Source organism: Megasphaera sueciensis (assembly GCF_050219315.1).
Lineage (GTDB): Bacteria > Bacillota > Negativicutes > Veillonellales > Megasphaeraceae > Megasphaera_A > Megasphaera_A sueciensis.
Genome location: NZ_CP116939.1, coordinates 2832075 through 2856866, shown reverse-complemented (window position 1 = coordinate 2856866; position 24792 = coordinate 2832075). Strand labels below are relative to the sequence as shown.

Annotated in this window: 34 protein-coding genes and 1 pseudogene; 15 read left to right on the top strand and 20 right to left on the bottom strand. The window is 37.0% G+C overall.

All coding sequences use genetic code 11. The annotated features are described in order from the left end of the window. Window positions 1–7 precede the first annotated feature (7 nt). The 9 genes from NXG62_RS13780 to NXG62_RS13740 all read right to left on the bottom strand — a co-directional run bounded on the left by NXG62_RS13780 (window position 8) and on the right by NXG62_RS13740 (window position 5682). Window positions 8–595, bottom strand: coding sequence for a hypothetical protein (locus NXG62_RS13780; RefSeq protein ID WP_427112977.1), 588 nt, complete (start codon window positions 593–595; stop codon window positions 8–10). Next, the gene (locus tag NXG62_RS13775; RefSeq protein ID WP_427112976.1) at window positions 579–809 is read right to left on the bottom strand and encodes a hypothetical protein; all 231 of its coding nucleotides are present in this window, start codon (window positions 807–809) and stop codon (window positions 579–581) included. The genes NXG62_RS13780 and NXG62_RS13775 overlap by 17 nt, the downstream gene beginning before the upstream one ends. A gap of 11 nt (window positions 810–820) precedes the next feature. Then, a complete protein-coding gene (locus NXG62_RS13770) occupies window positions 821–1510 on the bottom strand; it encodes an MBL fold metallo-hydrolase (RefSeq protein ID WP_427112975.1) in 690 nt (229 codons plus the stop codon). After that, window positions 1507–2733, bottom strand: coding sequence for a recombinase RecT (locus NXG62_RS13765; RefSeq protein ID WP_427112974.1), 1227 nt, complete (start codon window positions 2731–2733; stop codon window positions 1507–1509). The genes NXG62_RS13770 and NXG62_RS13765 overlap by 4 nt, the downstream gene beginning before the upstream one ends. A gap of 14 nt (window positions 2734–2747) precedes the next feature. Beyond that, window positions 2748–4706, bottom strand: a complete 1959-nt coding sequence (locus NXG62_RS13760; RefSeq protein WP_427112973.1) for an AAA family ATPase — start codon at window positions 4704–4706, stop codon at window positions 2748–2750. 4 nt (window positions 4707–4710) lie between these two features. Next, window positions 4711–4851 carry a hypothetical protein gene (locus NXG62_RS13755; protein WP_427112972.1) on the bottom strand — a complete coding sequence of 47 codons (141 nt, stop codon included), beginning with the start codon at window positions 4849–4851 and terminating at the stop codon, window positions 4711–4713. Window positions 4852–4937: 86 nt separating this feature from the next. Then, window positions 4938–5231, bottom strand: a complete 294-nt coding sequence (locus NXG62_RS13750; RefSeq protein WP_427112971.1) for a hypothetical protein — start codon at window positions 5229–5231, stop codon at window positions 4938–4940. A gap of 23 nt (window positions 5232–5254) precedes the next feature. Then, window positions 5255–5473 (bottom strand): hypothetical protein, encoded by a 219-nt coding sequence (locus tag NXG62_RS13745; protein ID WP_427112970.1) that lies wholly within the window; start codon window positions 5471–5473, stop codon window positions 5255–5257. Continuing rightward, window positions 5470–5682 (bottom strand): helix-turn-helix domain-containing protein, encoded by a 213-nt coding sequence (locus tag NXG62_RS13740; protein WP_427112969.1) that lies wholly within the window; start codon window positions 5680–5682, stop codon window positions 5470–5472. The genes NXG62_RS13745 and NXG62_RS13740 overlap by 4 nt, the downstream gene beginning before the upstream one ends. 53 nt (window positions 5683–5735) lie before the next feature. Here NXG62_RS13740 and NXG62_RS13735 point away from each other — a divergent pair, with 53 nt between their 5' ends. Both NXG62_RS13735 and NXG62_RS13730 read left to right on the top strand, forming a co-directional pair. After that, a complete protein-coding gene (locus NXG62_RS13735; RefSeq protein ID WP_427112968.1) occupies window positions 5736–6074 on the top strand; it encodes a hypothetical protein in 339 nt (112 codons plus the stop codon). A gap of 161 nt (window positions 6075–6235) precedes the next feature. Continuing rightward, window positions 6236–6589, top strand: coding sequence for a DUF2513 domain-containing protein (locus NXG62_RS13730; protein WP_427112967.1), 354 nt, complete (start codon window positions 6236–6238; stop codon window positions 6587–6589). On the opposite strand, the gene NXG62_RS13725 is transcribed toward NXG62_RS13730, so the two are convergent. Beyond that, window positions 6557–6766: a hypothetical protein gene (locus NXG62_RS13725; RefSeq protein ID WP_427112966.1), complete on the bottom strand. Its 210-nt coding sequence runs from the start codon at window positions 6764–6766 to the stop codon at window positions 6557–6559. The two genes, NXG62_RS13730 and NXG62_RS13725, sit on opposite strands and share 33 nt — an antisense overlap. A gap of 51 nt (window positions 6767–6817) precedes the next feature. On the opposite strand from NXG62_RS13725, the gene NXG62_RS13720 reads away from it, so the two are divergent. Then, window positions 6818–6985, top strand: a complete 168-nt coding sequence (locus NXG62_RS13720) for a hypothetical protein (protein WP_427112965.1) — start codon at window positions 6818–6820, stop codon at window positions 6983–6985. A gap of 23 nt (window positions 6986–7008) precedes the next feature. Here the strand turns inward: NXG62_RS13720 and NXG62_RS13715 are convergent, their stop codons facing one another. After that, entirely contained in the window at window positions 7009–7164 is a 156-nt protein-coding gene (locus NXG62_RS13715) for a hypothetical protein (RefSeq protein WP_427112964.1), read from the bottom strand. A gap of 110 nt (window positions 7165–7274) precedes the next feature. After that, window positions 7275–7526: a DUF739 family protein gene (locus tag NXG62_RS13710; protein ID WP_427112963.1), complete on the bottom strand. Its 252-nt coding sequence runs from the start codon at window positions 7524–7526 to the stop codon at window positions 7275–7277. 170 nt (window positions 7527–7696) lie between these two features. Between NXG62_RS13710 and NXG62_RS13705 the strand changes: the two genes are divergently transcribed. From NXG62_RS13705 to NXG62_RS13680, 6 genes are all read left to right on the top strand, one after another. After that, window positions 7697–8101, top strand: coding sequence for a helix-turn-helix domain-containing protein (locus tag NXG62_RS13705; RefSeq protein WP_427112962.1), 405 nt, complete (start codon window positions 7697–7699; stop codon window positions 8099–8101). Further along, window positions 8101–8364 (top strand): hypothetical protein, encoded by a 264-nt coding sequence (locus tag NXG62_RS13700; protein WP_427112961.1) that lies wholly within the window; start codon window positions 8101–8103, stop codon window positions 8362–8364. Before NXG62_RS13705 ends, NXG62_RS13700 begins: the two co-directional genes overlap by 1 nt. A 62-nt stretch (window positions 8365–8426) precedes the next feature. Beyond that, on the top strand, window positions 8427–9170 hold the full coding sequence (locus NXG62_RS13695) for a Fic family protein (protein ID WP_427112960.1): 744 nt from the start codon (window positions 8427–8429) through the stop codon (window positions 9168–9170). Between the two features lie 164 nt (window positions 9171–9334). Continuing rightward, window positions 9335–9487 carry a hypothetical protein gene (locus NXG62_RS13690; RefSeq protein ID WP_427112959.1) on the top strand — a complete coding sequence of 51 codons (153 nt, stop codon included), beginning with the start codon at window positions 9335–9337 and terminating at the stop codon, window positions 9485–9487. Continuing rightward, on the top strand, window positions 9436–10224 hold the full coding sequence (locus tag NXG62_RS13685) for a DUF6414 family protein (RefSeq protein WP_427112958.1): 789 nt from the start codon (window positions 9436–9438) through the stop codon (window positions 10222–10224). The genes NXG62_RS13690 and NXG62_RS13685 overlap by 52 nt, the downstream gene beginning before the upstream one ends. Window positions 10225–10453: 229 nt before the next feature. Beyond that, window positions 10454–11698: a tyrosine-type recombinase/integrase gene (locus NXG62_RS13680; protein WP_427112957.1), complete on the top strand. Its 1245-nt coding sequence runs from the start codon at window positions 10454–10456 to the stop codon at window positions 11696–11698. A gap of 536 nt (window positions 11699–12234) precedes the next feature. Here NXG62_RS13680 and NXG62_RS13675 read toward each other — a convergent pair. The 4 genes from NXG62_RS13675 to NXG62_RS13660 all read right to left on the bottom strand — a co-directional run bounded on the left by NXG62_RS13675 (window position 12235) and on the right by NXG62_RS13660 (window position 16707). Then, window positions 12235–12780 (bottom strand): NADPH-dependent FMN reductase, encoded by a 546-nt coding sequence (locus NXG62_RS13675; protein ID WP_427112956.1) that lies wholly within the window; start codon window positions 12778–12780, stop codon window positions 12235–12237. 614 nt (window positions 12781–13394) lie between these two features. Then, entirely contained in the window at window positions 13395–14339 is a 945-nt protein-coding gene (locus tag NXG62_RS13670) for an NAD(P)-dependent oxidoreductase (RefSeq protein WP_322351629.1), read from the bottom strand. A 13-nt stretch (window positions 14340–14352) separates the two neighbouring features. Continuing rightward, complete coding sequence (locus NXG62_RS13665) at window positions 14353–15702, bottom strand: MFS transporter (RefSeq protein WP_427112955.1); 1350 nt, start codon at window positions 15700–15702, stop codon at window positions 14353–14355. A 12-nt stretch (window positions 15703–15714) separates the two neighbouring features. Continuing rightward, the gene (locus NXG62_RS13660; protein ID WP_427112954.1) at window positions 15715–16707 is read right to left on the bottom strand and encodes a hypothetical protein; all 993 of its coding nucleotides are present in this window, start codon (window positions 16705–16707) and stop codon (window positions 15715–15717) included. Window positions 16708–16879: 172 nt separating this feature from the next. On the opposite strand from NXG62_RS13660, the gene NXG62_RS13655 reads away from it, so the two are divergent. Next, window positions 16880–17851, top strand: coding sequence for a LysR family transcriptional regulator (locus NXG62_RS13655; protein ID WP_427112953.1), 972 nt, complete (start codon window positions 16880–16882; stop codon window positions 17849–17851). Between the two features lie 495 nt (window positions 17852–18346). Here NXG62_RS13655 and NXG62_RS13650 read toward each other — a convergent pair whose 3' ends face one another. Together NXG62_RS13650 and NXG62_RS13645 are read right to left on the bottom strand one after the other, a co-directional pair. Further along, window positions 18347–18541 (bottom strand): hypothetical protein, encoded by a 195-nt coding sequence (locus tag NXG62_RS13650; protein WP_427112952.1) that lies wholly within the window; start codon window positions 18539–18541, stop codon window positions 18347–18349. 67 nt (window positions 18542–18608) lie between these two features. Then, window positions 18609–18899 (bottom strand): annotated as a pseudogene (locus NXG62_RS13645) (transposase); the annotation flags it as partial. 609 nt (window positions 18900–19508) lie between these two features. Here NXG62_RS13645 and NXG62_RS13640 point away from each other — a divergent pair. The 5 genes from NXG62_RS13640 to NXG62_RS13620 all read left to right on the top strand — a co-directional run bounded on the left by NXG62_RS13640 (window position 19509) and on the right by NXG62_RS13620 (window position 23791). Beyond that, window positions 19509–20375, top strand: coding sequence for a DMT family transporter (locus NXG62_RS13640; protein WP_427112951.1), 867 nt, complete (start codon window positions 19509–19511; stop codon window positions 20373–20375). A gap of 219 nt (window positions 20376–20594) precedes the next feature. After that, window positions 20595–20939: a transposase gene (locus NXG62_RS13635; protein WP_427111881.1), complete on the top strand. Its 345-nt coding sequence runs from the start codon at window positions 20595–20597 to the stop codon at window positions 20937–20939. Further along, window positions 20936–21844: an IS3 family transposase gene (locus tag NXG62_RS13630; RefSeq protein ID WP_427112048.1), complete on the top strand. Its 909-nt coding sequence runs from the start codon at window positions 20936–20938 to the stop codon at window positions 21842–21844. Before NXG62_RS13635 ends, NXG62_RS13630 begins: the two co-directional genes overlap by 4 nt. Before the next feature lie 130 nt (window positions 21845–21974). Further along, the gene (locus NXG62_RS13625; protein ID WP_427112192.1) at window positions 21975–23213 is read left to right on the top strand and encodes an IS256 family transposase; all 1239 of its coding nucleotides are present in this window, start codon (window positions 21975–21977) and stop codon (window positions 23211–23213) included. Window positions 23214–23620: 407 nt separating this feature from the next. Continuing rightward, entirely contained in the window at window positions 23621–23791 is a 171-nt protein-coding gene (locus NXG62_RS13620) for a hypothetical protein (RefSeq protein WP_427112950.1), read from the top strand. Between the two features lie 405 nt (window positions 23792–24196). Here NXG62_RS13620 and NXG62_RS13615 read toward each other — a convergent pair whose 3' ends face one another. Together NXG62_RS13615 and NXG62_RS13610 are read right to left on the bottom strand one after the other, a co-directional pair. Next, window positions 24197–24394 carry a hypothetical protein gene (locus NXG62_RS13615; protein ID WP_427112949.1) on the bottom strand — a complete coding sequence of 66 codons (198 nt, stop codon included), beginning with the start codon at window positions 24392–24394 and terminating at the stop codon, window positions 24197–24199. 109 nt (window positions 24395–24503) lie between these two features. Then, window positions 24504–24683, bottom strand: coding sequence for a class I SAM-dependent methyltransferase (locus NXG62_RS13610; RefSeq protein ID WP_427114289.1), 180 nt, complete (start codon window positions 24681–24683; stop codon window positions 24504–24506). Between the last annotated feature and the right edge of the window lie 109 nt (window positions 24684–24792).

The window sequence follows — 24792 nt, the reverse complement described above, 5'->3', positions numbered from 1 at the left end:
TTATCTCCTATGCTTGCGTTGGTGACTGCATATTATTCGCTGTTACTTTTCCAATATTCACAATATTGCCTTTCGGATCGTCGCGGAACGGATCCTCATCTCGCTCTTCATCCGGCTGTTCGTTTTGCCCCTCAAATAGCGACATTTGCGCCCGCTTACCCTGTAAATAATTTTCTGTAAGCTGCTGCAGCGTCTGCAGAACCTTTACCGTATCCTCATTAAAATAAGATGCTGATTCTTCCGTGTTCTCCGTTTTACAAGACCGGATAGGTGTATTAATGGCAATCTGTGTTTCGTTTACATCTAACTTACTGGATATAATGGCCGACATAGTACCATCTTTGCCGTACTTGTATGTAACGCCGTATGGATGGATACGATCCTCAAATTCTTTAGGATTAAAAGCTAAAATCTGAAGTACCGGATCAAGCAGTTTATCGAGTGTGCTATAAAAAGCCGGTTCGGCTTGTTCATCGAATGTACCCGAATATTCTGCCGTATGTCCATCTGCTGTCTTAGAAAATTCAACGCTTATTTTTCCGGCATTTTCACTATACTTGACCTTTTTAATCTGCATACTACTCGTCTGTTCCATGATTATTACCTCCCGTTATTCCCGAACCCATATTCCAACATTTAACAGCACATTCCGCCGTACTACATAATTTAGTATGTACCCCACATTGAGGACATTTTACTTGGTATGCGGAATACTGCTTTGTAATTTTACTTTTTACAACACTCGGTACCGATCCGCATTCCCTACAATTGGCTAATAGATAATTTTCTCGTTTTACCTTTTTGCTCATGTTCTCTCCTTTTAAAATACATATACAGCTGCGCCAGTTTCTTCCTCCACACGCCGCTTAAAATCCACTGCGTCACTGTTGGCATTGCTCAGATGCAACAAATAAATTTCTTTTACACCGCGTAAATCATTGGCTTGCAAGAAAGCCAGCAATGTATCAATACTCATATGCGTCTGCAGTACCCGTTCGCTCACGAAGTACGGTAATTTACTGGTTTTAGCATTGTTGGCCAAGGCATCAAAACTGTAATTTGCCTCGGCCATAATGTAATTGATAGAATGAAATCTATATTTGATATATGCGGTATCGGTAAAATACAGCAGTCGTTCTCCCGTTATTTGTGATTCTATCAGATACCCGTAACATTCCACATCGTGCTGACATTCAAACGCCCGGAATGCAAATGTTCCAATGCCATATGGAACACCCGCTTTTGCTATCTTTATTTCTGGAAACAATGCGCATACATCGTGATTGCTAAATACTTTGATGCCGCGCCGCAGCAGTTCCGGAACCGCTTTGGCATGATCACCATGCCGATGTGTGATCAATACTGCTGCAATACTGCTCGTGTGGAATCCGCAACGCTCCTGGATCTTCTTGAAAGGAATCCCAGCGTCCAGCAGGATGACGGTTTTGCCGTCTGATACATAATAGCAATTACCGCTGCTGCCGGATGCAAGTACTCGGATAAAAATCAAAACGTCGGTCCCCCCACTGGATCCGGCGCAAGATCGGCACGTCCTGCGGCTTCATTCATATCCTCAGTATCTTTGAACATATCATCGCCCATGCGGTCAATCTCATCAAACGGTTCTGTTGCTGGTGGTAATTCCGGATTAGTCGTTTTCTTCGTTGAATTTCGTACATTCTGACTGGAATGAGTATTTTTCCTGCTGTTTTTCTGCATATTTTCAGTTAAATTTGGTACACTTTCGGACGGTACCGGTATTGACTGTTCTTGTGATATTCCTGTCAATCCCTGTGCCAATTGTTGCTCTGGTTCTTCAAATGGTACGCTATTTGCCTCTATCTCAATGGCTTGCTGTACCTCATCATTAGCTGCATTCAATCGTTGTTCCTGCTGCTTCATGTACTGGTAACTGTCGTCAATTTTCTTGGGATCAATCAATATATGTTTGGGAGAATATACCTCACGCATCATGGTCTTTTGGCACATTTCCTCCAGCCATCCTTCTTTCTGTTCCTCGATTTGTTTTTCTTTTTTCCATACTTTCAAAGATCCGCCCCAAAAATTCGCACTGGCATATTTTGGTTTCCGTTTGAGTATGTCGGCCATGCTCATCATAACCAGTTCATTCTTTTTCGGATCTTCATATTCGATATAGCCGAATGCCCCAATAATCTCGCCGCGGTCAAATGGATTTTCAATGTCAAATTCATAGCTTTCGACAGGATTACTACGACTTTTCATAATTGGTTTAAATGTATCTGCTTTATGTACAATTTCCACGGTTACATTCGTCGGCTTATCAAGGGCATATTTCAAGGCAATATATCGTTTTCCCATATACCCAATCATTAGTGTGATGTCATAACAGTTTTCCTTGTTGTTTTTATAGGGGATCGGAAAAAGAAAATTGTCCTGCATCATATCAAGTCCCAGTTGCGCATAATGTACCACGTCCATACATAAGTCACGTACATTGACGTTACTCCAGCTATACGGCAATAGATTGTCGTACTTATGGTCTCTATTCGCATCATTTTTCCGTACCCGTTCCTCTTCCGAATTCGTAAGCGTCCGATCAATTCTAATAAAATATCCTTGTAAAATTTGTTTTTGGTAATCTGTTACGCGAATTTGCCCGATGTTATTTGTAAATTCTTTCAATACCTGCTGTTGAAATCGAATACTTAAACTTAACTTGTTTTCCGATTTTTGCATTGTTTTCTCTGCCATATATATTCACTCTCCTATTTATTTTCTACTCGCAGCGTTGCATCGTCCGGTGATACAATCAATCGGATCAATTGCGTGTTATCTGCATTCTGTATCACCGTTACACTTTCTGCCCGATCTATAAATACCGGCAAATGTATGTTGTAAAAATCAGACAGAACACTGATGATGTCCATCCCCGCATTCACCTGTGCAGCCGTATTTGCGCTGCGATAATCCACCCACGCACCTACTTCGTTCTGCACCATCGGTTCACAGAGTTCTTTTAAACCACCATTGAGCTGTTCCTCAAAAAGTTTAAAGTGTACGAAATGAAATCGATTGTTGATATTGTCCGTGATCATCCGCACCTTGGCCCGTGTGAATTCGTCACATAGGTACAAACCATGTTCCAACTCTTCAAGGTCTGCGCCGTTCTGCCGTTGTTCCTGCTGCAGTTCGTCAATACGCTGCTGTGCGCGTTTGGCTGCATCAATCGCCGCAAGCGTTCTATTCGTTACCTGTATTTGAATTTGCAAAGCTTCTTTCTGTTGCTTCTTTTTTTCTATCGCTGCGCTGATGACCGTGTTGGAATCAATGTTCTGGTCCTCTAATTCTCGTAATTGCTGCATGGATTTAATATAAATTTTCGTGTTCTCGAATTGGAGCTGATTTGCCAGAATCCGATGGACTGCCTCCTTGTTTTTATCAATCACCATTTTGTCGGCACCGATTTGCTCCATACTCTTTTTAATGGTATTGATTTGTGCTTCTAACGATCCAATAACTTCTTTACCACACAATTTGCCGCGTTCGTTGATATTTTCCAAATGAGCGGATTTTGCTGCATTGAATTGCTTCCGCATTTCTGCTACCTTGTCGGCAGCTAGTGGCCGGTGGCAGGTGGGGCATATCTGTTGTCCTTCATCCCACTGTGATGCCTGCACTTCTGAGAATTCTCGCAGCAATCGGTTACGTTGCTGCTTCATGTCCTCGACGGTTGCGACCTGTTTCTTTAGTTCTGCGGATGCCTTGGCGTATTCCTCATCCAGAGCATATCCCTGTTTTTGTATTTTAGCTTGCTGGGCATATTGCTTCTGGTATTCGGCACTTACCTTCTCAGTGAATGCCATCCGGGATTGTTCTAATTCCGTGGATAAGGCAGCAATTTTTTTCTGTATAGCAAGCGCCTGTGTATCTCCGTTCTGTATTTCACGGATATCGGCATCAATACCATTGCTTTGTTCCTGCAGCGTGGCGATTTTTTTCTGAATTTTCTTTTCATCCGGCAGCGTTTCTGGAATACTCTTGGTTACCTCGTCAATACGGGCTGGCAACATTTTTAAATTATCGTTAAGTTTACGCCGCTGATCCATCGCAATTTTTTTGTACTCATCGGGAGTGTACATTTGACCTGATGTTCCCGGCTGTTTAAGAAATGTCTGCAAATCGGCAAGCTCCGGTGTCTGTGCAATTACTTCTTCGTCCGTCATGTCACCGCAGACCTCAAATAATACCTTGCGGCGTTCCTCGACATTCATCACTTCGGGAAAATAGTCGTACATTGTCAAAAGCTTTGCTATTTCCAATGTTCCCCCACATAATGATTGAATTGTTTTAGTATAAACATTTTCCTTGTATGGAATATCGTCCACCCAGTAATCTGTCGTATTCCCAGAAAATGTTTTTGTCTTGGATCCTTTTTTCTTTGACCAGATTTCGTAAAAGTCTTTCTTTAACCGTACGATCCGGCCATTCTCGGCCTGAAATGTAACCTCGGCTAGATGGTGCAGATCATGTACGCCTACGGTTTTAGGATTAAAATCTTTTTCGCCTGTAGCTGCTTTGCCAAACAACAGCCAACTTACCGCGTTTGCTATGGTTGTTTTGCCAGTGCCATTTGCACCATAGATGTTGGTTACTATGGGACCGAAGTCGATATCCAGCTCCTTGATACCACGAAAATTTTCAAGGTGTAACCGTGTTATTTTCATATGTTCACTCTCCCTTGATGTTGAATACTCGTTCTAATTGAGTGACCGCCCATGCCAGGCATTCGTAATCTTGTTTGTTTTTCGTCATCTGTGCATGATTTCGTATTTCAATTAAATGAATCAAGTACTTGTTTACAGCTGTCATTTGCTAAAATCTCGCTTTCTGTGATACAATAATCACGAAAACATTTAAGTAATTACTTGTTGCTGCTCATTGCCGTGAGCAGCTTTTTACTGTATATTTTTCTTGCCTGCAAATGGTGAGGAAATGTTGCTTAATCGCTTTTCCATAAGTATCATTTGCGGTAAATCGTGTGCAAGGCTTTCTAAATTAATAGCCGGTTCTATTGCAGCTAAAAGCTGAACAGCAGCTTGCAATACGTCTCTTGATGTTGCTTTTGAGATTAATAATTGTATACCGCTTTCATCTTTTACCATTCCCACGATAGCACACCCATTATCTGCTGCCTTACAAAACATTTGTTTTATTTCCCTACTGTGGTCTTCCGTTTTCTGATCTGTCATTATGATCAATCTCCTTTTTGTTTTTATGGCACATTGCAGAATCCATAGGCTAGCAGACATCCCAATCCTGCATAAAATGCTAAATACCCGATTACCTGCAATGCGTCCTTCCATGTGGTCGGCTTTCCCATTTCGGCCCGTGTCCGTGCTGCCGCATTCTCGATCACTTCGTCATGCAGATTGTCGTAGTTGTCATTCACAAATAGCCACGGCGTTCCGATCGTATCCTCTGCTTTATTCATCCTTCGTTCACCTCATTTCTCTTGGCTATACTGTCAAGCCATTGCCGGATCTGCCAACCACAAAAACGAATTTCAGATTTTTCAGTAAGTTTGACATGCGGGATTTCTCCGGAATAGGCCATTTTATAAATCACCCTATTGTCCACGTGTAGCAGTTTTGCCATCTGCGGAGCCGAATACAATTGATCATAAATAATTGTGCCTTCCATATTGGTTCACCTTCTTTCCGTGTGGTATAATCTCCTCTAAGGAGATGGCTATAATGTTAACCAAAAAAGAATACGAAGTATTAAAATGCATATCTAAACATAAGTACACCGAACTAGAATATTTAATTCGTAATATGGATAGTTCCGTCAACTTCCGTATAAGTTCTCTTCTTAAATCAGGTGCTATAACACGGCCAAAAACAACAAAATTCGAAGGAATGGATGTGCCTGAAGATATATATGCTATTACCGATACAGGTATTGCTTTACTACAAGATTACAAAGACATGCACTTTGAAATTTATTTTTGGCGCGGTATTCCCATTTTGATTTCACTGATTGCTTTAATTTTCAGTGGAATAGCACTAGCGAAAGCACTACAATGGATATAAAGAGAATTATCAATGAAAATATTAACGAAAACTTATCACTCGGATGATCCTGATAAAATTGTTTCCCTCTTTGAAAGAACTTGAATAGATTTAAACACCACTGGTTCAAAATTCTCACTTCCTCTTATAGTGATATAATCATCTCAAAGGAGGTGATTACAATGCAGATTAATATTGATTTGTTACGTGACATACTTATTGACGTCTCTGATTGCCCAACTCCTACGGTTCGTAGTAATCGTTCTTTTACGTATCCCGAAATCCCGCAGGGAATGATTGATTACCACATTCATATATTAATGGATGCTCATTACCTAAAAGGTTTAGACGCTAGTTCAAAATTAAATCCATACCAATATCTTGAACTAGAACTAACGCTTGCCGGTCAATCTTTTCTTGATTCAGTAAAAAATGATACCGTTTGGGCAAAGACTAAAGATTATCTAAAGGAGCATGCCATAGAATTCAGCTTTAATGCAGTTTCAGTCATTGCAGCTAAATTTACTTCCGGATAATTTTGAAAATTCTCCATCAATTGATTCATCTAATGCTTGAATCAGTCGATGGATTTTTTTTGCATCCCATCCAGATATTTCTCTCATCTTTTGTAATAACTGTTCTCGTAAATCCACGAGTGCACACAGCCTCAATAACTGAAAACGGCGCGTATCTTGAGGTTCTTCCTTAAGCATCCTTCTCACCTCCTTTTCGTGATATAATCATCTCAAAGGAGATGATTATTGATGACTATTGATGAATTAAAAAAAGAATTTCAAGATATAAACCTTCATTTAGATGAAGAGTCTAAAAATGTTCGAGATTTAGAACATTTTAACGAATTATATGACAGTTTTTTCAATGCACTCGGAGAAACCCAAGATGCAATACTTAAATATCTAAAATCAAATTAGTGTTTAAGAACGGTTGACAGCAATCAATCGTTCTTTTCTTTTTCAGAAGTTAATACAATATCTACATCTGTTTTACGAGCTATTTCTCGTGCTATATCCCTCATGGAATCCAACTGTGCTCTTAATTTAATTATTTGTTCTGCAATCTCCTTATCCGGAATAACTATTTTCCCAATCATCCTCTCTCACCTCCTCTTTATGAAAATTAATTTTTATATTTTTTAGCCAATAATGTCGGAAATATGTAAAACCCTGTTATTTAAACTGTTATTGGATAATACATTACTTGTTATGCAGTGTTTTTTCTTTGTTCAATTTTTTGAACTTTAGGTGTAAAAAAAAATTCTTTTAAATCATTGTTTTGACCGTTCAACAATTTGGTTGCTTGTGTCATCTCCCCTTGATTAAAAAATATATGATTATTTAATTTAAGAGATAATGTTCTTTCAGACATATTCATTGCTCGTGCAAAAGCTTTTTGCGTTCCATATATTTTTACAATAGCGCCTTTTAAGGTACTATAATCAAATTTAATAATCACTTCTCTCACCTCTTTTCTTGGTTCAATTTATTGAACTTTATAGTCACAGTATACCATACATAAAAGCTAAGTCAAGAATAAAAGTTCAATAAAAGTAACTTTTTAATTCAAAATGTTGAATTAAAGTTCAACTAGTAGTATAATAAAAAAATAAGAAAGGGATGAATATAATGGTTAAAACAACAGCGAAAAGATTAAAAGAAGCATTAGATATGCGTGGTTTAAAACAAACTGATTTAGCGCAATTAACAGGATTACCAAAGTCTGCAATCAGTCAATATATATCTGGAAAAATAGAACCAAAACAAGACAAACTATATATTTTAGCAAAAACTCTTAATGTAGATGTTTTATGGTTAATGGGAATTGATTCCTCTACTAATAAACAAGATGGTTGTTCAGATAAAACCCTCTACTACAACGATCCAGAAGTTGCCGCCCTCGCTGAAGCCCTTCGTACCAATCCCAACGGAAGAATTCTTTTTGATGCATCTAAAAACCTAAAAAAAGAAGATATTCAATTTATCGTAAATATGATTAATGAATTAAAGAAAAAAGAAGGTATCGATGATTAATGAACGTGATTCTTATATACAAATCTATGCCAGTTGAGATTAAGGCATTAACCCATACAAATACAGATGGGACGTATACTATTTTTGTTAATTCACTTGTAGATCATAATGTACAAGTAAAAGGTGTTTTACATGAAATAAGCCATATTCAAAATGGTGATTTTAATTCCGAAGCCCATGCAGATGTCTTAGAACATTTATTACACAATCATGAAATAAAAGAATCCGATTTACCTTATATCCAATTTTTCGTTGTTGCATAACTAATAATATTGATCACACATATATCAATAACTAGGCATTCTAAAAAAAGGGGGAACACTTTATGAATGACATCTTAACAGAAATTAATGAACTGGAAATCGAGCTACGAAGTCTACGTCCTTTAAATAAATCCGAACTAAAACGTCTGCGTGATGAATTCATTATCGAAACAACGTATAATTCCAACGCCATTGAAGGTAATACACTAACACTACGGGAAACCGCTTTAATTTTGCAAGAAGGCATAACAATTGCAGAAAAGCCTTTGCGTGACCATCTTGATGTTATTGGTTTTAAAGATGCCTTCTACTATATTATTGATTTAGCCTCTCATAATGAACCATTAACAGAACAAACTATTAAAACAATTCATTCTCTCGTTCTAATGAATGACCGGGGAAATCGCGGAAAATATAGAAATGTTCCGGTCCGTATTCTTGGTGCTCTTCATACCCCACCGCAACCTTATTTAGTACCACCAGCCATAGAACAACTTATACAGCATTATGAAGAATGGAAACAAACAAGACATATTATTGAAGCAGTTGCTCTTTTTCATCTTGAATTTGAATCCATTCATCCTTTTATTGATGGGAATGGAAGAACTGGCAGATTGCTTTTAAATTTCGAACTTATCAAAAATGGTCTATTACCAGTCGATATAAAATTCACTGATCGCCGCGAATATTACAACTGTTTTGACGAATATCATACTCACAACAACAATCCCCAAACATTAATTTCTTTGATTGCAAAATACGAAAAGGAAGAATTAGAACGCTATATTCAGATTATCGAAAAATAAAAAATCCCGTCACCGGCGGCAACCAATAACGGGAAAACGCAATCGCACCAATCTCAAAGGAGTTGATAGCCATAGTCAAAATATATCAAAGTAATTCAACTAAAACAAAATAATATTGTACACTTCTCTTTATACTGTTATAATGAAAAAAAGGAGGTATTAAAATGAATAATCAAATTGAAATTAAAATTGATATGAAAGAATTAAAGAAAAGATACGATGAACATGCCTCCCGCTGTAAAAAAATATCTGAGGAGGTAGGAAAATGGGGAAAGAAGACAAAACCGGATCTGAGCTTTTTGAAGATTCAACGTTGATTGATTTTTTGTATGTAGATAAAGAACGTGTTGATTCGTTAATTTCGCAAATACGTAATGGAACCCTGAGAAGTGTGACCAAGACAACAGGCACTTCTGAGGGTTCTTCTATTTCTGGAAACGGTTCTGTTGGGGTTGTCTCTGGAAAATATTTTTCAGATAATAAAAGCAACGAAAAATCAGAAGAATATTATGACCCTTATCACAGCCAACTTATCAACTTATTAAATGATTTAGCGATTCCTTCTTTAGTAGAATTTCCAAACCCATGTATCGGAAAACTAGTTGTAATTGAGGCTCCCATAAAAATTCGTGACATGCGTTCCATAAAATCCCTAATGCCTATGGTTACTAAAAATCTTGCTATGTTTAAAATCCCTCAAGATAAAGACACTCGCAAAGGCATTAAACTAATGCAAGACATGATTTTTGCTATGGATGATGCAATAGAATTATCTATACCCTTTTTAGGCACACCTATTAACGGGACATTGCGGGAAGGATGTTTATCAATTAAACAATCTGATTTAAATAGAACATATGGTGTAGACTTACCCGGCAAGTGGTATACACTAGGCATTTTAGATGTATCTTCTACGCAATTGACCGTTCCATCTGATGATGCTAAAACATTAGAAGATTTTGTTGATATCTGTTCTAAAGCTTTAAATCAATTTTATTCTTCTACCCAATATTCTATTACTCCGATTTTAATTTATAGAACAATTAATTATTAATTGTTCTCATAGGTTTTTTTCTTAGTAGATTTTTATGCCTATATTATAGACACAAAGTAGCTTTACTACAACTACGGCAATGGAAAATGAACGACAATAAAAAATCCCCCACTGTGCTGGAACACAATGAGGGAAAACGCAATCGCACCACCTATCAAAATGGGCTGATTACTTGTTTAGTATATCATATCAACCCTTTATTCACTATACTTAAAGGAGTTGATTTTTTATGATTACACAAAAATATGGACATTATTATGTCGTTATCGTATATCGAGATTTTTCGGGTAAAAAGAAACGTAAGTGGTATAAAGTAGACGGTGGACACCGTGAAGCAGAAAAAATGGAACGCCATCTTCTTACTGATCGTGACGATGGTGTTCTGCTTCAGGCATCTAAAGATATCCCAGTTTTGAAAGAATATCTTACCGATTGGCTGGATACATCTATAAAACCTCCCGCAAGATCATTAGGAACCTATGAAAATTATAAATATTGTTCTAATAAAGTAAATGCTTATCTGGGCAGTACTCGACTTGATCGATTATCACCTTTACAAATATCAAAGATGTATCGAAAAATGATGACTGACGGCCTTTCTGCTTCAACCGTACGTATGATTCATCGAATGCTTAGAGCAGCCTTGAATAAAGCTGTAAAATGGGGAACATTAACTAAAAATCCTGCGACAGTAGCCGACATTCCCGCTATGACAGAATCCCCCGCTAAAGCATACGACCATGATCAGGCACTTGCACTTCTAAGACAGTCTGAACAAATGGATGTGCGATATAATCTAATCATTTCCCTTGGTATGTTATGTGGTCTTCGAAGTTCTGAGTCATGCGGGCTGCGTTGGCAGGATTACGAAAAAGAAACAGGGAAACTTTATATTCAGCATAACCTGTGCCGCCATGATATGGAAGGCATAAATGAAAATGCGTATGAATACTGTCATAAATCCGGCAATACATGGTATGTTCTCGATAAGGTTAAAACAAAAGCTTCTGAAGCCACAATACGACTGCCAGAATATGTAGGTGATCTGCTTAATAAACGTAAATTACAATATGATACTTTTCATCTAAAATTAGGACCAGTATATCATGACGATAATTTTATCTTGTCCAATGATGTTGGCGATCCATATGACAACCACTACATTTACTATGTTGTACATAAAGTAATTGAGGAATATAATATTTCACATCCAAATGATCCATTACCTATTATCCGGGCTCATGACCTACGTCACACTGCTGCTACTTTATTACTTGAATCTGATATTAATATCAAATACGTAAGTCGACAATTGCGGCACTCTTCAACAACAATAACACAAAATTTATACCAACATGTCACTGACAAAATGGCATCCATAACAGCGGATGCAATGGATAATCTTGTGAGGTCAAAAAGCGATAATTCATCTACACCGTTATCTACACCTTTGGTAAAAAATGCGCATCAGTGATATAGTGGCTTGATAGCAAGAATGTGACAACCATGCTATCTACACAGTCTTATACATTCTGCAACAACACCCCTTAGAGAACTCTTAATCAGGGTGTCCAGGGTTCGAGCCCCTGGTGGTCCACCATAAAAAAAATGATAACCATGCCGTTTTCCCGGTATGGTTATTTTTGTTTTTAAGTAATATTTCAATCTTTCTACCGCATTTTCTACCGCAATCAACAAAATTTTGCTTTTAGGTATATTTTGGTCATGCAAAAAAGAGGCCCTATTTTTTAAGTAGGACCTATTTTCTATATAATATTTACTACGGATAAATGCCATGACTTCTTGCGTGTCTAATCTTTTGTTGTAATACTCGATCTAAAACCGGACGTTCTGTTTCATCGACAACCGGTAATAATCCTTGTAAATCTTGCACACTTAGAATATCTACACCTTGTTCTAAGAACTTTAATATGTTTTTACACCAGAGTGTTTTATAAAGTGGAGGAAAAACAAAGCCCCACTTTTCAGCAGGGCCTAACAATATTTGCATCAATATCTATTTATATGTTTAATAAACGCATCCACATATTGCTGTAAAAATTCCACAGTACCTTCTATAAAGGTGCCATCATCCTTTAACAGTGTATTTACCTTGCCTAAATAAACTTCCGGTTGCTGTAAAAGGGGTACATCTAGAAACATAAGAGATTGCCTTAAGTGATGGTTTGCTCCAAATCCACCATATGCCCCCGGCGACACTGACATAACCGCTCCTGGTTTTTGTGCCCATTTATTTTGTCCTGTAGGGCGAGATGCCACATCCAATGCATTTTTTATGGCTGCTGGAATAGAACGATTATATTCTGGAGTAACAAATAAAAAAGCATCATATGTTTCAATTTCGTTTCGGAAAGATACGTATTCTTCAGGTGGAACTGTTTCATCAAATTCTTCGTTATATAGCGGCAAATGACTTATATCAACTAAAAATCCTTCATACCCTTGTGGTAATAATGCGATAACTTGTTTAGCTAGAAGAAGACTATAAGCTTTTTTACGCAAACTTCCTACAATAACACCAATTCGTCTAGACATATTGCATTCCCTCTCTTTCAAATTCAAATCACTTAACAGTACATCCTTATATTTATATTCTATAACAAGATATTAAAGTTTATTATGAGCTCTATCACAAAATGGTTAATTTTTATTTATTATAACATAATGGAGAAATACTTCTATAGAAAAACAATATTTTTTATAATTTGCTATGTATAACATAGGTTTTATTCCAAAAGAACAAAAACGAAGTGAAATTTAACAATTTTTGACAGTAATCTCTCCCCGTATCATGACGATACGGGGAGTATTAACATAGTATTTACTACTAATAAATATTGCGACTTCTTGTATGTCTAATTTTTTGCTGTAATACGCGGTCTAAAACTGGATGTTCGCTTTCATCGGAAACCGGCAATAGTCCCTATATTCTTTTGATATAATCTGCAAAAAACTAACTTCTGAAAGCACTGTAGATAAGAGGAAAATCAAATATACTTTTCAATACAACAAAAAAACTTGATGAGAAAATAATAATCATCTTCTCATCAAGCAGGATAGTATTAAAAAAAATGAAACTAATTGAAAATAAATTTTTCTGATATTATTTCTCCCTGAATAGCCTATGTTTAAAGCAATTTGATAAATTTTTACTGTAGTTTATTTCCTAAATTAGTCCATGTCGATTCTTTGTTTTTAAATCTAACAATTTCATCTACAGCCCCCGTTCCCATACGGATAAGGGCATCGCTGGTATTGGCTCCGTTATGCGGCGTACCTACAAAGTTAAAAGATAAAAACAATGCATGATCTTTCGGTACGGGTTCTTCAACAAATGCATCAATCGCTGCTCCAAAAATTTGTTTATTATCTAGTGCCGTTGCTAACGCTTCTTCATTTACAATCCCTCCACGAGAAGCGTTAATAAGAACCGCATTTGGTTTAAACATACTAAATTCTCTCGTATTTACCATATTCCGAGTTTGATCATTTAAAGGAACGGAAATCGAAATAACATCACACGTTTTATAAATATCTTCAAGATTTTCGGTGTAGTTAAACCCCATTTCTTCTGTTTTTTCCCGGCCTAAAAAAGGATCATATGCTAATACTTCCATATCAAATCCTGCCTGTAACCGTTTACCTACAATAGCACCTATATGTCCAATGCCAATAAGTCCTATCCTTTTACCGGAAATTTCATGACCGCTGAGAAACATTGGCTGATTTTTTTCCAATCCTTTTATACAAGCTAAATGGCTGGCTGTAATCTTGCGTGCACAATCAAGAATAAGGCCAATAATAAGTTCAGCAACAGAGTTTGAATTTGCTGTCGGTGTATTGGTTACAACAATACCTTTCGATTTTGCATAGGAAATATCAATATTATCTACACCAACACCATGTTTAGCAATAATTTTCAACTTTGGCATATGATCTATAATTTCTGGAGTCATTTTATACGTACGAACAATTACAGCTTCTGCCTCCGCAAAATTTTTAATTTCCGGGTCATTCCAGGTTACAACTTCCAATCGTTTCTTGGCATAGGCCAAGGCATCTTTAGAAATTGGGTCAAAAATATAAGTCTTCATGAACTATAGCCTCCTAGTTTTCATCTTCGAACTTAACTTGTTTCTGAATCGGTTCAATCATAGTAATTAACAATACAAATGTAATCAAAGAAATTATTGCTAAGAATACAAATACCGAATTCCAGCTAAAGGTATCCAATATAACGCCAACTACAAAAGGCGCAAAAGCTCCTCCTAAAGAACCTGCTGTATTTACTATTGAAGCTGCAAATGGACATTTTTCTTTTGTAGTAATACCCATTGGATAAGCTAAAAACATCGAATACCCTAAATTCAAAAATATACCCGCTACAAGCAATAGCAACCCCAGCGCAGTAGGATCAGCCGGTGCATATAATAAGGAGATCATAAGAAATACCGTACTGGCTGCCGTAATAAGCATTGTTGGTTTACGGCGGCTTTGAAACAGTTTATCTGAAATAATACCGCCAAGTAAATTGCCAATAACAGCTCCGACCCATGGCGCCGACGCTACAAGACCTACTTTAATAATAGAAAAATGCTTTACATGAACAAGATATGTAGGAATCCAAGTCATAATAGTATAGGTAATCCCTACCAGGAAAAAATACCCAAGTGCATCTGCCCATATATTCCATGACCTAAGAACGTCTTTATTAGTGGCCAGTGGATTAATAACGCGAGTACGAATCAGCGCATCAAGCGCATGATTTTGTTTAGCAGGTTGTATACTGTTACTTTTTGTTTCTTTCTTAACAGAAACTGCGGAAGTATTAATATAGTCAATCTCTGCTGCATTAATAAATTTACTATTTTCTGGACTATTACTAACAAAAACATACCATAGCACCGCTAAAAAAATACCCGGAACCGCAAATACATAAAATACTTCACGCCAACCATATGTCATGATAATCCAAGCACAAAGGGGTGGCACAAATGCCGGAGAAAATTTGATAGACGCCATAAACACGCCGGTAGCAATACCTTTCTCTTGTTGCGGAAACCATTTATTAATAGTAGAAAGACATCCAATATTGATTGGGCCTTCAGAAAAACCAAGCAAGGCTCTTGCCGCTTTTAAATGCGTTCCCGAATTTGCCAATCCCATAATTAACGTAGCTGCAGAAGTAAGAACAACTGCCAAAGAAAATAGTTTTTTAACACCATATTTTCCATATAAATGTCCTGACGGGATTTGTACCACCGCATAAGTAATATAAAAAAAACTAGCCATAGCGCCTATATCTGTATTGGTTAGATTAAAAGATTCTTTCAAATATGGCACAACCATCCCAATATTAGAACGATCTGCACCTGCAACCATGTAAATTAAAAATATTAACGCTAAAACGAGCCAGCGAACTTTTGTCTTTTTCATATTCAAAGACTTTGCAATCATTATATATCCTCCTTATCCCAACGTATTTGCAATTTCTTCCATCAAATCTTTTGATGGATTTTTTTGATTCTTAGCCGACACTTCTACGATTAGTTTATATAAATCAACATCTTTTTCCATCGCAACTTTTTTAAAATTTGGTAAAAAGCTAGAATGGCAGCCGGAATATCCCAGAATCAAATCAATCGGTGAAATAGGATTATGATATCCTTCCTTTTCCATAGCAGGCATCAATTCCTGATCAATAAAATGTAACAAGGTATACAAATCATATTCTTGTACTTTTCCTTCCCGGCGGAACATGGCAATCGCACCTTCTGTCGTAATATTTCCTGCACTGCGGGCCATTCCCATAAGTCCACAATCAATAAAATCAGCCCCGCTGCCTTCTGCTGCAAGCGCATTTGCCATTGCCAGTCCTAAATTGCTATGACCATGAAATCCTACCGGTATCGTCACTGCTTCTTTAAGTTTTTTCGTATATTCTGCGGCCTGTGCTGGAAACATATATCCGGCAGAATCCATTATCGTTACCGCTTGTACCCCAAATGATTCCAACATAGCCGCTTCTGCTGCAAGTTCTTCCGGTGTACATACATACGCCTTCATTATGCTGTACTTTGCTTCCAATCCGGCTTCACGTACTAGTTTGACTGCGCGTTCCGCATTTTTCCCATCGCCCGCATTAGCGCCAATACGTAAAAAACTAAGTTTTTTAGATGCGGCCAGCATGATCAATTCTTTATCTGCATTGGCCGCTGCTTGAAACATACCAATACTTGCTTTATCGACAAAAGGTTGTATCACTTCTAAATATTCTTCATCTGTTACCGGAGACTTTTTACCACCTGCTTTCATGCTACCCAATCCAGTACAATGTCCCATTTCAATAATAGAAATATTACTTTGAATCAGGCCCTCAAGCATCAATGTTGTTAGTTCTTTAGAAAAACCTGCCCCTACAATATTTGCTCCATCACGAAGCGTGCAATCCATTATTTCCATGTTTTTCCCTCCTAATATATATAACTTTATCAGATACGTATCTTCGATTAGTATCATATCATTCTACAAATTAAAATAAAAACAAATTAATTTTACTGTAAATATTAATTATATTAATATTTACAGTATTGCATAGAATACGTTATTATATAAACAGATAGAAGGTGATTTTATGAATACTGAACTAATTGAAACCTTTATAACTGTAGCAAATTCGAACAATATTACAAAAAGTGCGGCTCTTCTCTATGTCTCACAAGCAACGGTCAGTCACCGGATCAAACAATTAGAAACAAAAATGGGCGTGTCTCTTTTAGTGAGACATAAAGGTTCTAAACAGACAGAACTTACATTGGCCGGAAAAAACTTTCTTCCGTTAGCGCAAACCTGGTTAAACCTAAGTCACGAAATCGACGCTTTTCAATCACGTCCCCAAGCTATGGAATTAACGATAGGCTTAGTTAACAGCGCTAATAATTATCTATTTCCTGAATTCTATACTCAATTAAAAAAAGACGTTCTTGACTGGCACCTTACGATTAAAACCATGCATACACCTGAAATATATGAACAGGTCAGGCTAAATATGATTGATATAGGATTTCCTTTAGCCGAACAGGTTATCCTCGGAATTAATGTCAAAAAAGTTCATACGGAAAAATTAATGATCGTAAGCAAGAATCAAATTAAGGACAAAGCCACCCTCATGCCTATTGACCTTGATACCAATAACCAAATTTATATTAACTGGGGCCCTGATTATCGTCATTGGCATAATCGTTTTTTTCCTCCCAGTGGAACTCCTAAATTCTCTATTGACATGATAAAAGTCGCCTTAGATCTCCTTGACGAAAAAAGTTGGTTTTTCGCACCGTACAGCATTTGTCAACATTTACAATATAATCATAACTGTTATATATCTAAATTAGCACTCGATACACCCTCACGTAACTTATACATGATAACCAGCCGCCTCACGGAGCAAACTAAACGCCGGCAAATTATCTTATTTAAGCATAAAATCTTGCAATACATCAGAAAACGCGAGGACTACATTCAAACAATGCTGGATAATTGTTCTCCCTATGGTACAAAAAAACATTCCTATGCAGCTTATATTCATGAATTTGAACCTTCAGAGTAGCATTCCACGAAATAATAAATACAACTTTTACTTATAATAAAATTATTTAATATTTCCATATTTTAAACTATGTTGCATCTCATAAATGTTTTATGTTTTTATTGATAACAATAATACCATCGCCATTTTCTACAATGATGTCGCTAAAACAAATCACTTTACCACCAAATGAGATACCGTATTAATTTCTCCGGGACCGCTTTTATATGGTCTATTGGGAATAACCTTTTTGCATATACAGGAAAGTCCATTACTACAATTTCAATTAATGTTGCACCATTATGAACATACATCTTTATAGCTCCAACAATTAATTTATTAACGATGAATATATCTATGATAATGCTCCCTAATAGGATTTACTCTCAATTTAAATCAAAAACTTCTTTGCTTCCTAAAATAAATATTATTAACATACAATCATCCTGCAATCAAAAAAATCACGTTCGATATATTTTCTAAACGCGATTTTTGAGGTTATACAAAAAAATGATCTTATAAATTTTGATTTTGAATTTCTGGTATTTTTTCAAAATAATAGGCCATACGCGGTCTGGCTTTCGAACTCAAAAACTTTTTTTGCACTCCCCCTGCTATGGCAAACAATACTTTCTGCATCTTGACTTTATCCTGCACCGACTTATTATAGGCCGCATGGGTTCGGGCACTCACGTAAATTAAATTATGCACATCAAATGCCCGCTGCGGACTCTCTTCCTCCGGGATAACATGATGTGCAATCGATACTATTGTTGCTATACATTTTTATTCGATTTCTTTTGCAAAGAATGCCGCCGCTTTTTTTAGGAAACGATTTTCCTTTTCCATTTCTTCTAGCTGCTTCGTTAGTTTCAGGTTTTCTTTCATATAATCATATTCTGATTGGCTGCTTGCTGTTGTTTGGCATTCTTCGCGATATAGCTTAGTCCATTTTGATATAGCGGCTTTTTGATACACCATATTCATCGGCTAGCCCTCTTAATCGCTGTCCTTCTTCTAAATAAAGGCGAATTATTTTCTTCTTAAATTCTTCACCATATTGCTTCATGTTTATCCCTCTTTCTCTGATAGATTCATTGTAATCTATCAGACGGAGGTGTTACAACTTCACTATACCACTACACAGTTCCTTAAAAAAATTGTCCAGTTTATTGTAGCCTATCTATGTTATTGTGCTGTTTATGAGAGAGCGCCCTTTCTGTTGCGGTTTGGTATGACAACTTAAGCATAACACAAAACGGGGTTCTCTTTTTTCTGTTTTTGTAACATATCTATGGTAAACCTACAGTATTGATTAATAGAAAATGTTATTACTATAGGATTTTCTTATATTTTCGTGATATACTACATATAATGTTGTAAATCTAAAGAAAGGAGGGATTATCATCATGGAAAAAGATGCTATCCTTGCACTTATAGTTAAAAGATTACCTCCTCCATGTATGAACATCGTCAAATTTCAAGTACACTCCATTTAAGTGTAGAGGATTGCTTTGTTTATGCTTGGTTTGAATCACTGGCATCCTCTTGCTTAAATGCAAAATAGGAGGATTACAATGACTACGAATAAAATGTTCTTCGGAGTAACGTTAGCTGTGTTTTTAATGATGAATTTTGCTTTTCACAGTACCGCATTGAAGTATAGGGCGGTGGTATCGTGAGTAAATATATGGGACATCTATATTTGATTACTGCTGCGTCTTTATGGGGCGGCATATATGTAGTCAGCAAAATCGTCATGGAAGTCATTCAACCTATGGAGTTAGTATGGATACGCTATATCATTGCGATCCTCGTACTCCTTATTATTGGCAAACTAATGCATGTATCCTGGCATATCCAGAAAAAGTATTGGTCACTTATTATACTGATCAGCCTATGTGGTTATGTGATATCGATATGGGCTCAGTTTGCAGGAACACAATTATCATCGGCCCAATTCGGTTCTGTCATTACGGCAGCTTCCCCTGCTTTTATGGTGATTTTTGCCAAGATCATATTACATGAACAGATTACCTTACGTAAGGGAATGGCAGTAACGTTAGCTACATTGGGTGTCCTGCTGATTATCGGTATGGGACAAATAAATGGGCAGCTTCGTTCAGGAGCGATTCTGCTTCTTATTGCCGCCATTACATGGGCACTTGTCTCTGTATTAATAAAAAAAGTGCCGGATGGTTATTCCATGCTTGTAATAACGACGTATACCATGATAGTAGCATTTTTAGTAATTACGCCCATAGAATTACCGAAAATAACGGGTACTATGCTAGTATCTATGCTGAATCCATCTATTGCAGCCTGTATTCTATATATCGGAGTTTTTGCAACAGCTATCGCTTTTTACTTTTGGAATAAAGGACTGCAAAAAGTAGACGCATCCACTGCTGGAATTTATTTTTTCTTTCAACCACTATGTGGTACATTAGGCGGATGGTTATTCTTGGGAGAAAAAATTGGAATATCATTTTTAATAGGGACGGCATTAATTTTAAGCAGTGTTGTTTTAACCGCGAAAAAATAACAACTTTATGAAATCGAGCAGGAGGTCATCCATTAGTTGAGTAACCGACCTCCATTCCTGTATGTACCGTTAGGGATATGGCGTTTCCATTGTTTGCGTGCTATTTTCGTAATCGCTCGTATTGGTTCGGGAAGTTATACTATGATGTTGTACAATAAAAATTGGCACCCTATTCTCAAGGATTGTGATATATAATTGATAGAGAATAGGAGAAATAAGATGGCAAAACGAATTATAAAAACTTATGACCAAGAATTTAAATCACAGGCTGTAAAATTAGCTCAGGAGATTGGTGGACACAAAGCCGCAACGGAACTGGGGCTTCCTGATAGTACTATCTATACATGGGTTAAAGCCTTCAAAGGAGGTAGGTTGGAGGCAAAAGACGCTGTTCATACTCCTTCCAATGCCTTATCTCTTAACGAGGAACTTATTGAACTTAAAAAGCGTGTTAAAGAACTGGACAAAGAGAATCGCCATCTTAAAGAAGTGAATGAATTTCTTGAGGAAGCAAGCGCTTTTTTCGCCGCCAGCCGTCGGAAGTCAACAAAAAACAGAGATTGATATTTATTGCAATAAAAACTGAAGACGGCACTATTAAAGGTAAAATTTCATTCTATTGTAAAAGCCTATGCGTAACCAGACAGGGATTTCACAATTATCTTAAATATAAAGATAAGCCTTGGAAATATCAGTCTCTTGCAGATGCTATGTTAGATATCTGTGCTGAAGATGAATGCAATGATACTTACGGACGAATCAGAATGCATCAAGCGTTAGAGCTAAAAAAACCTGCTGGTATTGAGATTCCGAGTGAACGGACTGTATACCGTGTTATGGAAGAAATCGGTATTAGCCATAGACCAAAAAGAAAACCTAATGGAATCACAAAAGCTGATAAAGAAGCCAGAAAATCTGATGACTTAATTAAACGTGATTTCTATTCTGATAAACCGTTAAGCAAGTGCGTAACAGATATGACTGAAATAAAGTGTCTGGATGGAAAACTGTATGTATCCGCAGTTTTTGACTGCTTCGATTCTGCAGTACTGGGATTAGCAATGGATACAAATATGAAAGCCACGTTATGTGAACAAACAATAATTAATACATATAAAGCATATCCAGAAATTCGGGGCTGTATCCTGCATAGTGATAGGGGAACACAGTATACCAGTGAGCTGTACCGTAATGCAATTAAGCAATACGGAATAGTACAAAGTATGAACAGTGCAGGTGGCAGATGCCATGATAATGCCCGTTGCGAAAGCATGTGGGCAAGATTAAAGGAAGAATTAATCTATAATCGATATAATGCTTCAAAAACAACTGTTGAACATATGAAAACAATTATATGGAGATATTTCATTAGTTACTGGAATAACCGAAGAATCTGCTCCACCAATGGAGGATTACCTCCAATGATTAAGAGACAACAGTATTACCGCTCATTGAAGGATGCAGCGTAGATCCAATATCCTCGAGAAAAAAGTGTAAAGAGATATTGACAATATCACAAGATGTAAAGGGACAATCCCAAATTTTGTGTAAACCTTCGTGTGGTGTAAAATAAAATTACATCATACGGAGGTTTTTATTATGGTAAAAAGAAAACGCAGTCTAGAAGAAAGGGAACGTCGTGCCAAAATTCGTGAATTGTTGCAAATGAGCAACATCACCAGCATGGATGATATCCAAAATTTATTCAAAGATACGATTGCTGAATTTATGGAAAACGGATTGGATGCTGAACTGGATGATGAATTAGGGTACAGCAAATATGACTACAAGAACAAGGATACAAGCAACAGTCGCAATGGGCATAGTCCTAAGACACTGCGTACCAGTTTCGGGAATGTGGACATTGCGGTTCCTCGAGACCGCAACGGAGATTTTGATCCGGTGATCCTGAAAAAGAATCAAACCAGTATCAGCCACGACGTAGAAGAAAAGATTATATCGATGTATGCTAAGGGCATGACGACTCGTGATATGGAAACACCTATTCAGAATATTTATGGATTAGAGGTATCGGATACCACCATCAGCCGTATTACGGATAAAATACTTCCCGTTGCCAAAGAATGGCAACAACGGCCATTGGAACCGCTGTATGCCGTTGTATTTTTGGATGCGATTCATTACCCTGTCCGCAGTGAAGGACAAATCATCAAGAAAGCAGTGTATATTGCCATTGGCATCAATCTAGAAGGCCGAAAAGAGGTACTTGGCATGTGGGTGGGTGAAAATGAGAGTGCCAAATTCTGGGCGACCATTCTCAATGGCATCAAACATCGTGGGGTAGACGATATTTTGATTGCGTGTACCGACAACCTGACGGGATTTTCCCAAGCCATCGAAGCCGTTTATCCACAAACAGAAATCCAGAATTGTATTATCCATCAAATTCGGAATTCGACAAAATATGTATCGTACAAAGACATCAAAGCGTTGATGCACGATTTAAAAGCCATTTATGCCGCAGTGGATGAACCGGCAGCGTTAGAAGCGCTGGAGCATTTTTCCGAAACTTGGGATGCTAAATATCCATCCATTACGTTATCTTGGAGGTCAAACTGGGCAAATTTAAGTCCTTATTTTAAGTATCCAGAAGAATTACGCCGACTGATTTATACTACCAATGCCATCGAAGGATTTAACCGGCAGCTGCGAAAAGTAACAAAAGCAAAGTCTGTATTCCCAACAGATGACAGTTTGCTCAAAAGGCTGTATTTAGCCATGATGGATATTACTAAAAAATGGACAGGCCGACGGCCTGATTGGAGCAAGATTCATGCACAACTCGCGGTGTATTTTGCAGATCGGATGCCGAATTGATTGACAGGGGCATGCCCTTGTTGTTATATTGAAAACGAGCCAACGATATAACCGCTGACTCGTACGTTCTTATTATTTTGCACCACTATATGGAGTTTACACAGAATTTGGCGCGCTCTCATATTCGTATAGGACTTCGGCTATTCACCAGTATCCCAAGCAAGTATTTTTCAGGCCTACTATACGTACCGAGAAAATTGTTTGTTTTCACTATCTATATTGGTTCTATTTAGTGTCCCTCTTATACGTAAATTTTTCACCTCTGCCCATTTCATTTTTTAATACTCCTTCAAAAGGATGCTCGGAAATTTTTTTTACTGTATGATTTTATTATGTTTCACATATTGTCCTGTTTTATTGATGGGCAACCAGCCCTGTTTAATAGAAAATATAAGCAAGGTATTCATATGCCTACATTCAGAGAAAGATTAAGAAAATTACGTATATCCATGAATCTCAAACAAAAAGCAGTAGGCGCATGGATAGATCTCCGTGATTCTTCTATAAGAAACTATGAAACAGAAAACAATCGTACTTCCAATCCGGCGGCTATAAAAATTTCGACTCGGAACTTTTGAGTAACAAAAAATTATTTATTAGGAAATAATGATATTTCCAATAAATATATGCTTTCATAAGTTTCCCTTGATATAACCCGTTTGCTGGGAAAATCAGAAATTATATTTGATGGCAACGTATATGAAAGGAGTTCCCCCATTTAATCAAACCCTTTTCGTGTAATATAATATATTCTTACATCATACGAAAAGTTCTTTCTATGAAAAAACAAAACTAAAATCCAAGCGGTGTATCGCTATATGGATATACTCATGTATTTTGACAATCGTATTAATAACGGTATACATAGCATATATCCGCTGCGTTTTTTTCCTCTTCCGTATGCTACGTAAAGCAATAGGAAATCACAATTATTAATTGCTTTTTCACACAGCAAAAAAGCACCCATTGCTGAGTGCTTTTCGTTATTTACAATCACTGACACTGATAACACTAATATCTTCCAGATTATATCTACATTCTCTACATGTTGCTTTTTTCTTTGCTTGCTCGGATAATATAATATAGTTCGTTTTAGAATCGTGTGCTTTACAAATTCCTTCGTGCAGCGCTCTATTGCTGATCACTCGAATTTTTAAATACTTCTCTAAATAAGATGTCATATACTATTCCCCCTCATGATAAGAGTCACACAACGTCTATGAAATATTTATAATTACCTAGCTCATATTTATTACTTTATCATTATACCACATATTTCCCCTTTGAGTTTTAACATCCACCTAATTCATTTATAATTTTTTGTACTCCAAGAATATCACCGTGATAAATGACATGATACGCAAAAACACAACCAAATGAATTATCGTCAGGCGGCAGTTCCAACATATCTTTCTTTTGTACATGAATCGGAGATTTTTCGTCCCTTGCTGACGCTGCCGTCTGATAAATACTTTCTGCCGATACATTATTCTATATACATCAAAACCTTTTTTTGTAAAAAAACAGTGTGCCACCCCAGCCCGCATCCAATATTTAATTAGGATTGCCGTGTTCTTTA

Excerpts from the sequence above, each read along its gene's own strand:
- NXG62_RS13625 (WP_427112192.1), top strand. The coding sequence starts at position 21,975 with ATGGTAAAAAGAAAACGCAGTCTAGAAGAAAGGGAACGTCGTGCCAAA.
- NXG62_RS13735 (WP_427112968.1), top strand. The coding sequence starts at position 5,736 with ATGTTAACCAAAAAAGAATACGAAGTATTAAAATGCATATCTAAACAT.
- NXG62_RS13705 (WP_427112962.1), top strand. The coding sequence starts at position 7,697 with ATGGTTAAAACAACAGCGAAAAGATTAAAAGAAGCATTAGATATGCGT.
- NXG62_RS13720 (WP_427112965.1), top strand. The coding sequence starts at position 6,818 with ATGACTATTGATGAATTAAAAAAAGAATTTCAAGATATAAACCTTCAT.
- NXG62_RS13665 (WP_427112955.1), bottom strand. The coding sequence starts at position 15,702 with ATGATTGCAAAGTCTTTGAATATGAAAAAGACAAAAGTTCGCTGGCTC.
- NXG62_RS13700 (WP_427112961.1), top strand. The coding sequence starts at position 8,101 with ATGAACGTGATTCTTATATACAAATCTATGCCAGTTGAGATTAAGGCA.
- NXG62_RS13760 (WP_427112973.1), bottom strand. The coding sequence starts at position 4,706 with ATGAAAATAACACGGTTACACCTTGAAAATTTTCGTGGTATCAAGGAG.
- NXG62_RS13695 (WP_427112960.1), top strand. The coding sequence starts at position 8,427 with ATGAATGACATCTTAACAGAAATTAATGAACTGGAAATCGAGCTACGA.
- NXG62_RS13670 (WP_322351629.1), bottom strand. The coding sequence starts at position 14,339 with ATGAAGACTTATATTTTTGACCCAATTTCTAAAGATGCCTTGGCCTAT.
- NXG62_RS13780 (WP_427112977.1), bottom strand. The coding sequence starts at position 595 with ATGGAACAGACGAGTAGTATGCAGATTAAAAAGGTCAAGTATAGTGAA.
- NXG62_RS13660 (WP_427112954.1), bottom strand. The coding sequence starts at position 16,707 with ATGGAAATAATGGATTGCACGCTTCGTGATGGAGCAAATATTGTAGGG.
- NXG62_RS13755 (WP_427112972.1), bottom strand. The coding sequence starts at position 4,851 with ATGACAGCTGTAAACAAGTACTTGATTCATTTAATTGAAATACGAAAT.
- NXG62_RS13635 (WP_427111881.1), top strand. The coding sequence starts at position 20,595 with ATGGCAAAACGAATTATAAAAACTTATGACCAAGAATTTAAATCACAG.
- NXG62_RS13725 (WP_427112966.1), bottom strand. The coding sequence starts at position 6,766 with ATGCTTAAGGAAGAACCTCAAGATACGCGCCGTTTTCAGTTATTGAGG.
- NXG62_RS13690 (WP_427112959.1), top strand. The coding sequence starts at position 9,335 with ATGAATAATCAAATTGAAATTAAAATTGATATGAAAGAATTAAAGAAA.
- NXG62_RS13740 (WP_427112969.1), bottom strand. The coding sequence starts at position 5,682 with ATGGAAGGCACAATTATTTATGATCAATTGTATTCGGCTCCGCAGATG.
- NXG62_RS13675 (WP_427112956.1), bottom strand. The coding sequence starts at position 12,780 with ATGTCTAGACGAATTGGTGTTATTGTAGGAAGTTTGCGTAAAAAAGCT.
- NXG62_RS13655 (WP_427112953.1), top strand. The coding sequence starts at position 16,880 with ATGAATACTGAACTAATTGAAACCTTTATAACTGTAGCAAATTCGAAC.
- NXG62_RS13745 (WP_427112970.1), bottom strand. The coding sequence starts at position 5,473 with ATGAATAAAGCAGAGGATACGATCGGAACGCCGTGGCTATTTGTGAAT.
- NXG62_RS13730 (WP_427112967.1), top strand. The coding sequence starts at position 6,236 with ATGCAGATTAATATTGATTTGTTACGTGACATACTTATTGACGTCTCT.
- NXG62_RS13685 (WP_427112958.1), top strand. The coding sequence starts at position 9,436 with ATGGGGAAAGAAGACAAAACCGGATCTGAGCTTTTTGAAGATTCAACG.
- NXG62_RS13615 (WP_427112949.1), bottom strand. The coding sequence starts at position 24,394 with ATGACATCTTATTTAGAGAAGTATTTAAAAATTCGAGTGATCAGCAAT.
- NXG62_RS13765 (WP_427112974.1), bottom strand. The coding sequence starts at position 2,733 with ATGGCAGAGAAAACAATGCAAAAATCGGAAAACAAGTTAAGTTTAAGT.
- NXG62_RS13680 (WP_427112957.1), top strand. The coding sequence starts at position 10,454 with ATGATTACACAAAAATATGGACATTATTATGTCGTTATCGTATATCGA.
- NXG62_RS13715 (WP_427112964.1), bottom strand. The coding sequence starts at position 7,164 with ATGATTGGGAAAATAGTTATTCCGGATAAGGAGATTGCAGAACAAATA.
- NXG62_RS13775 (WP_427112976.1), bottom strand. The coding sequence starts at position 809 with ATGAGCAAAAAGGTAAAACGAGAAAATTATCTATTAGCCAATTGTAGG.
- NXG62_RS13620 (WP_427112950.1), top strand. The coding sequence starts at position 23,621 with ATGCCTACATTCAGAGAAAGATTAAGAAAATTACGTATATCCATGAAT.
- NXG62_RS13750 (WP_427112971.1), bottom strand. The coding sequence starts at position 5,231 with ATGACAGATCAGAAAACGGAAGACCACAGTAGGGAAATAAAACAAATG.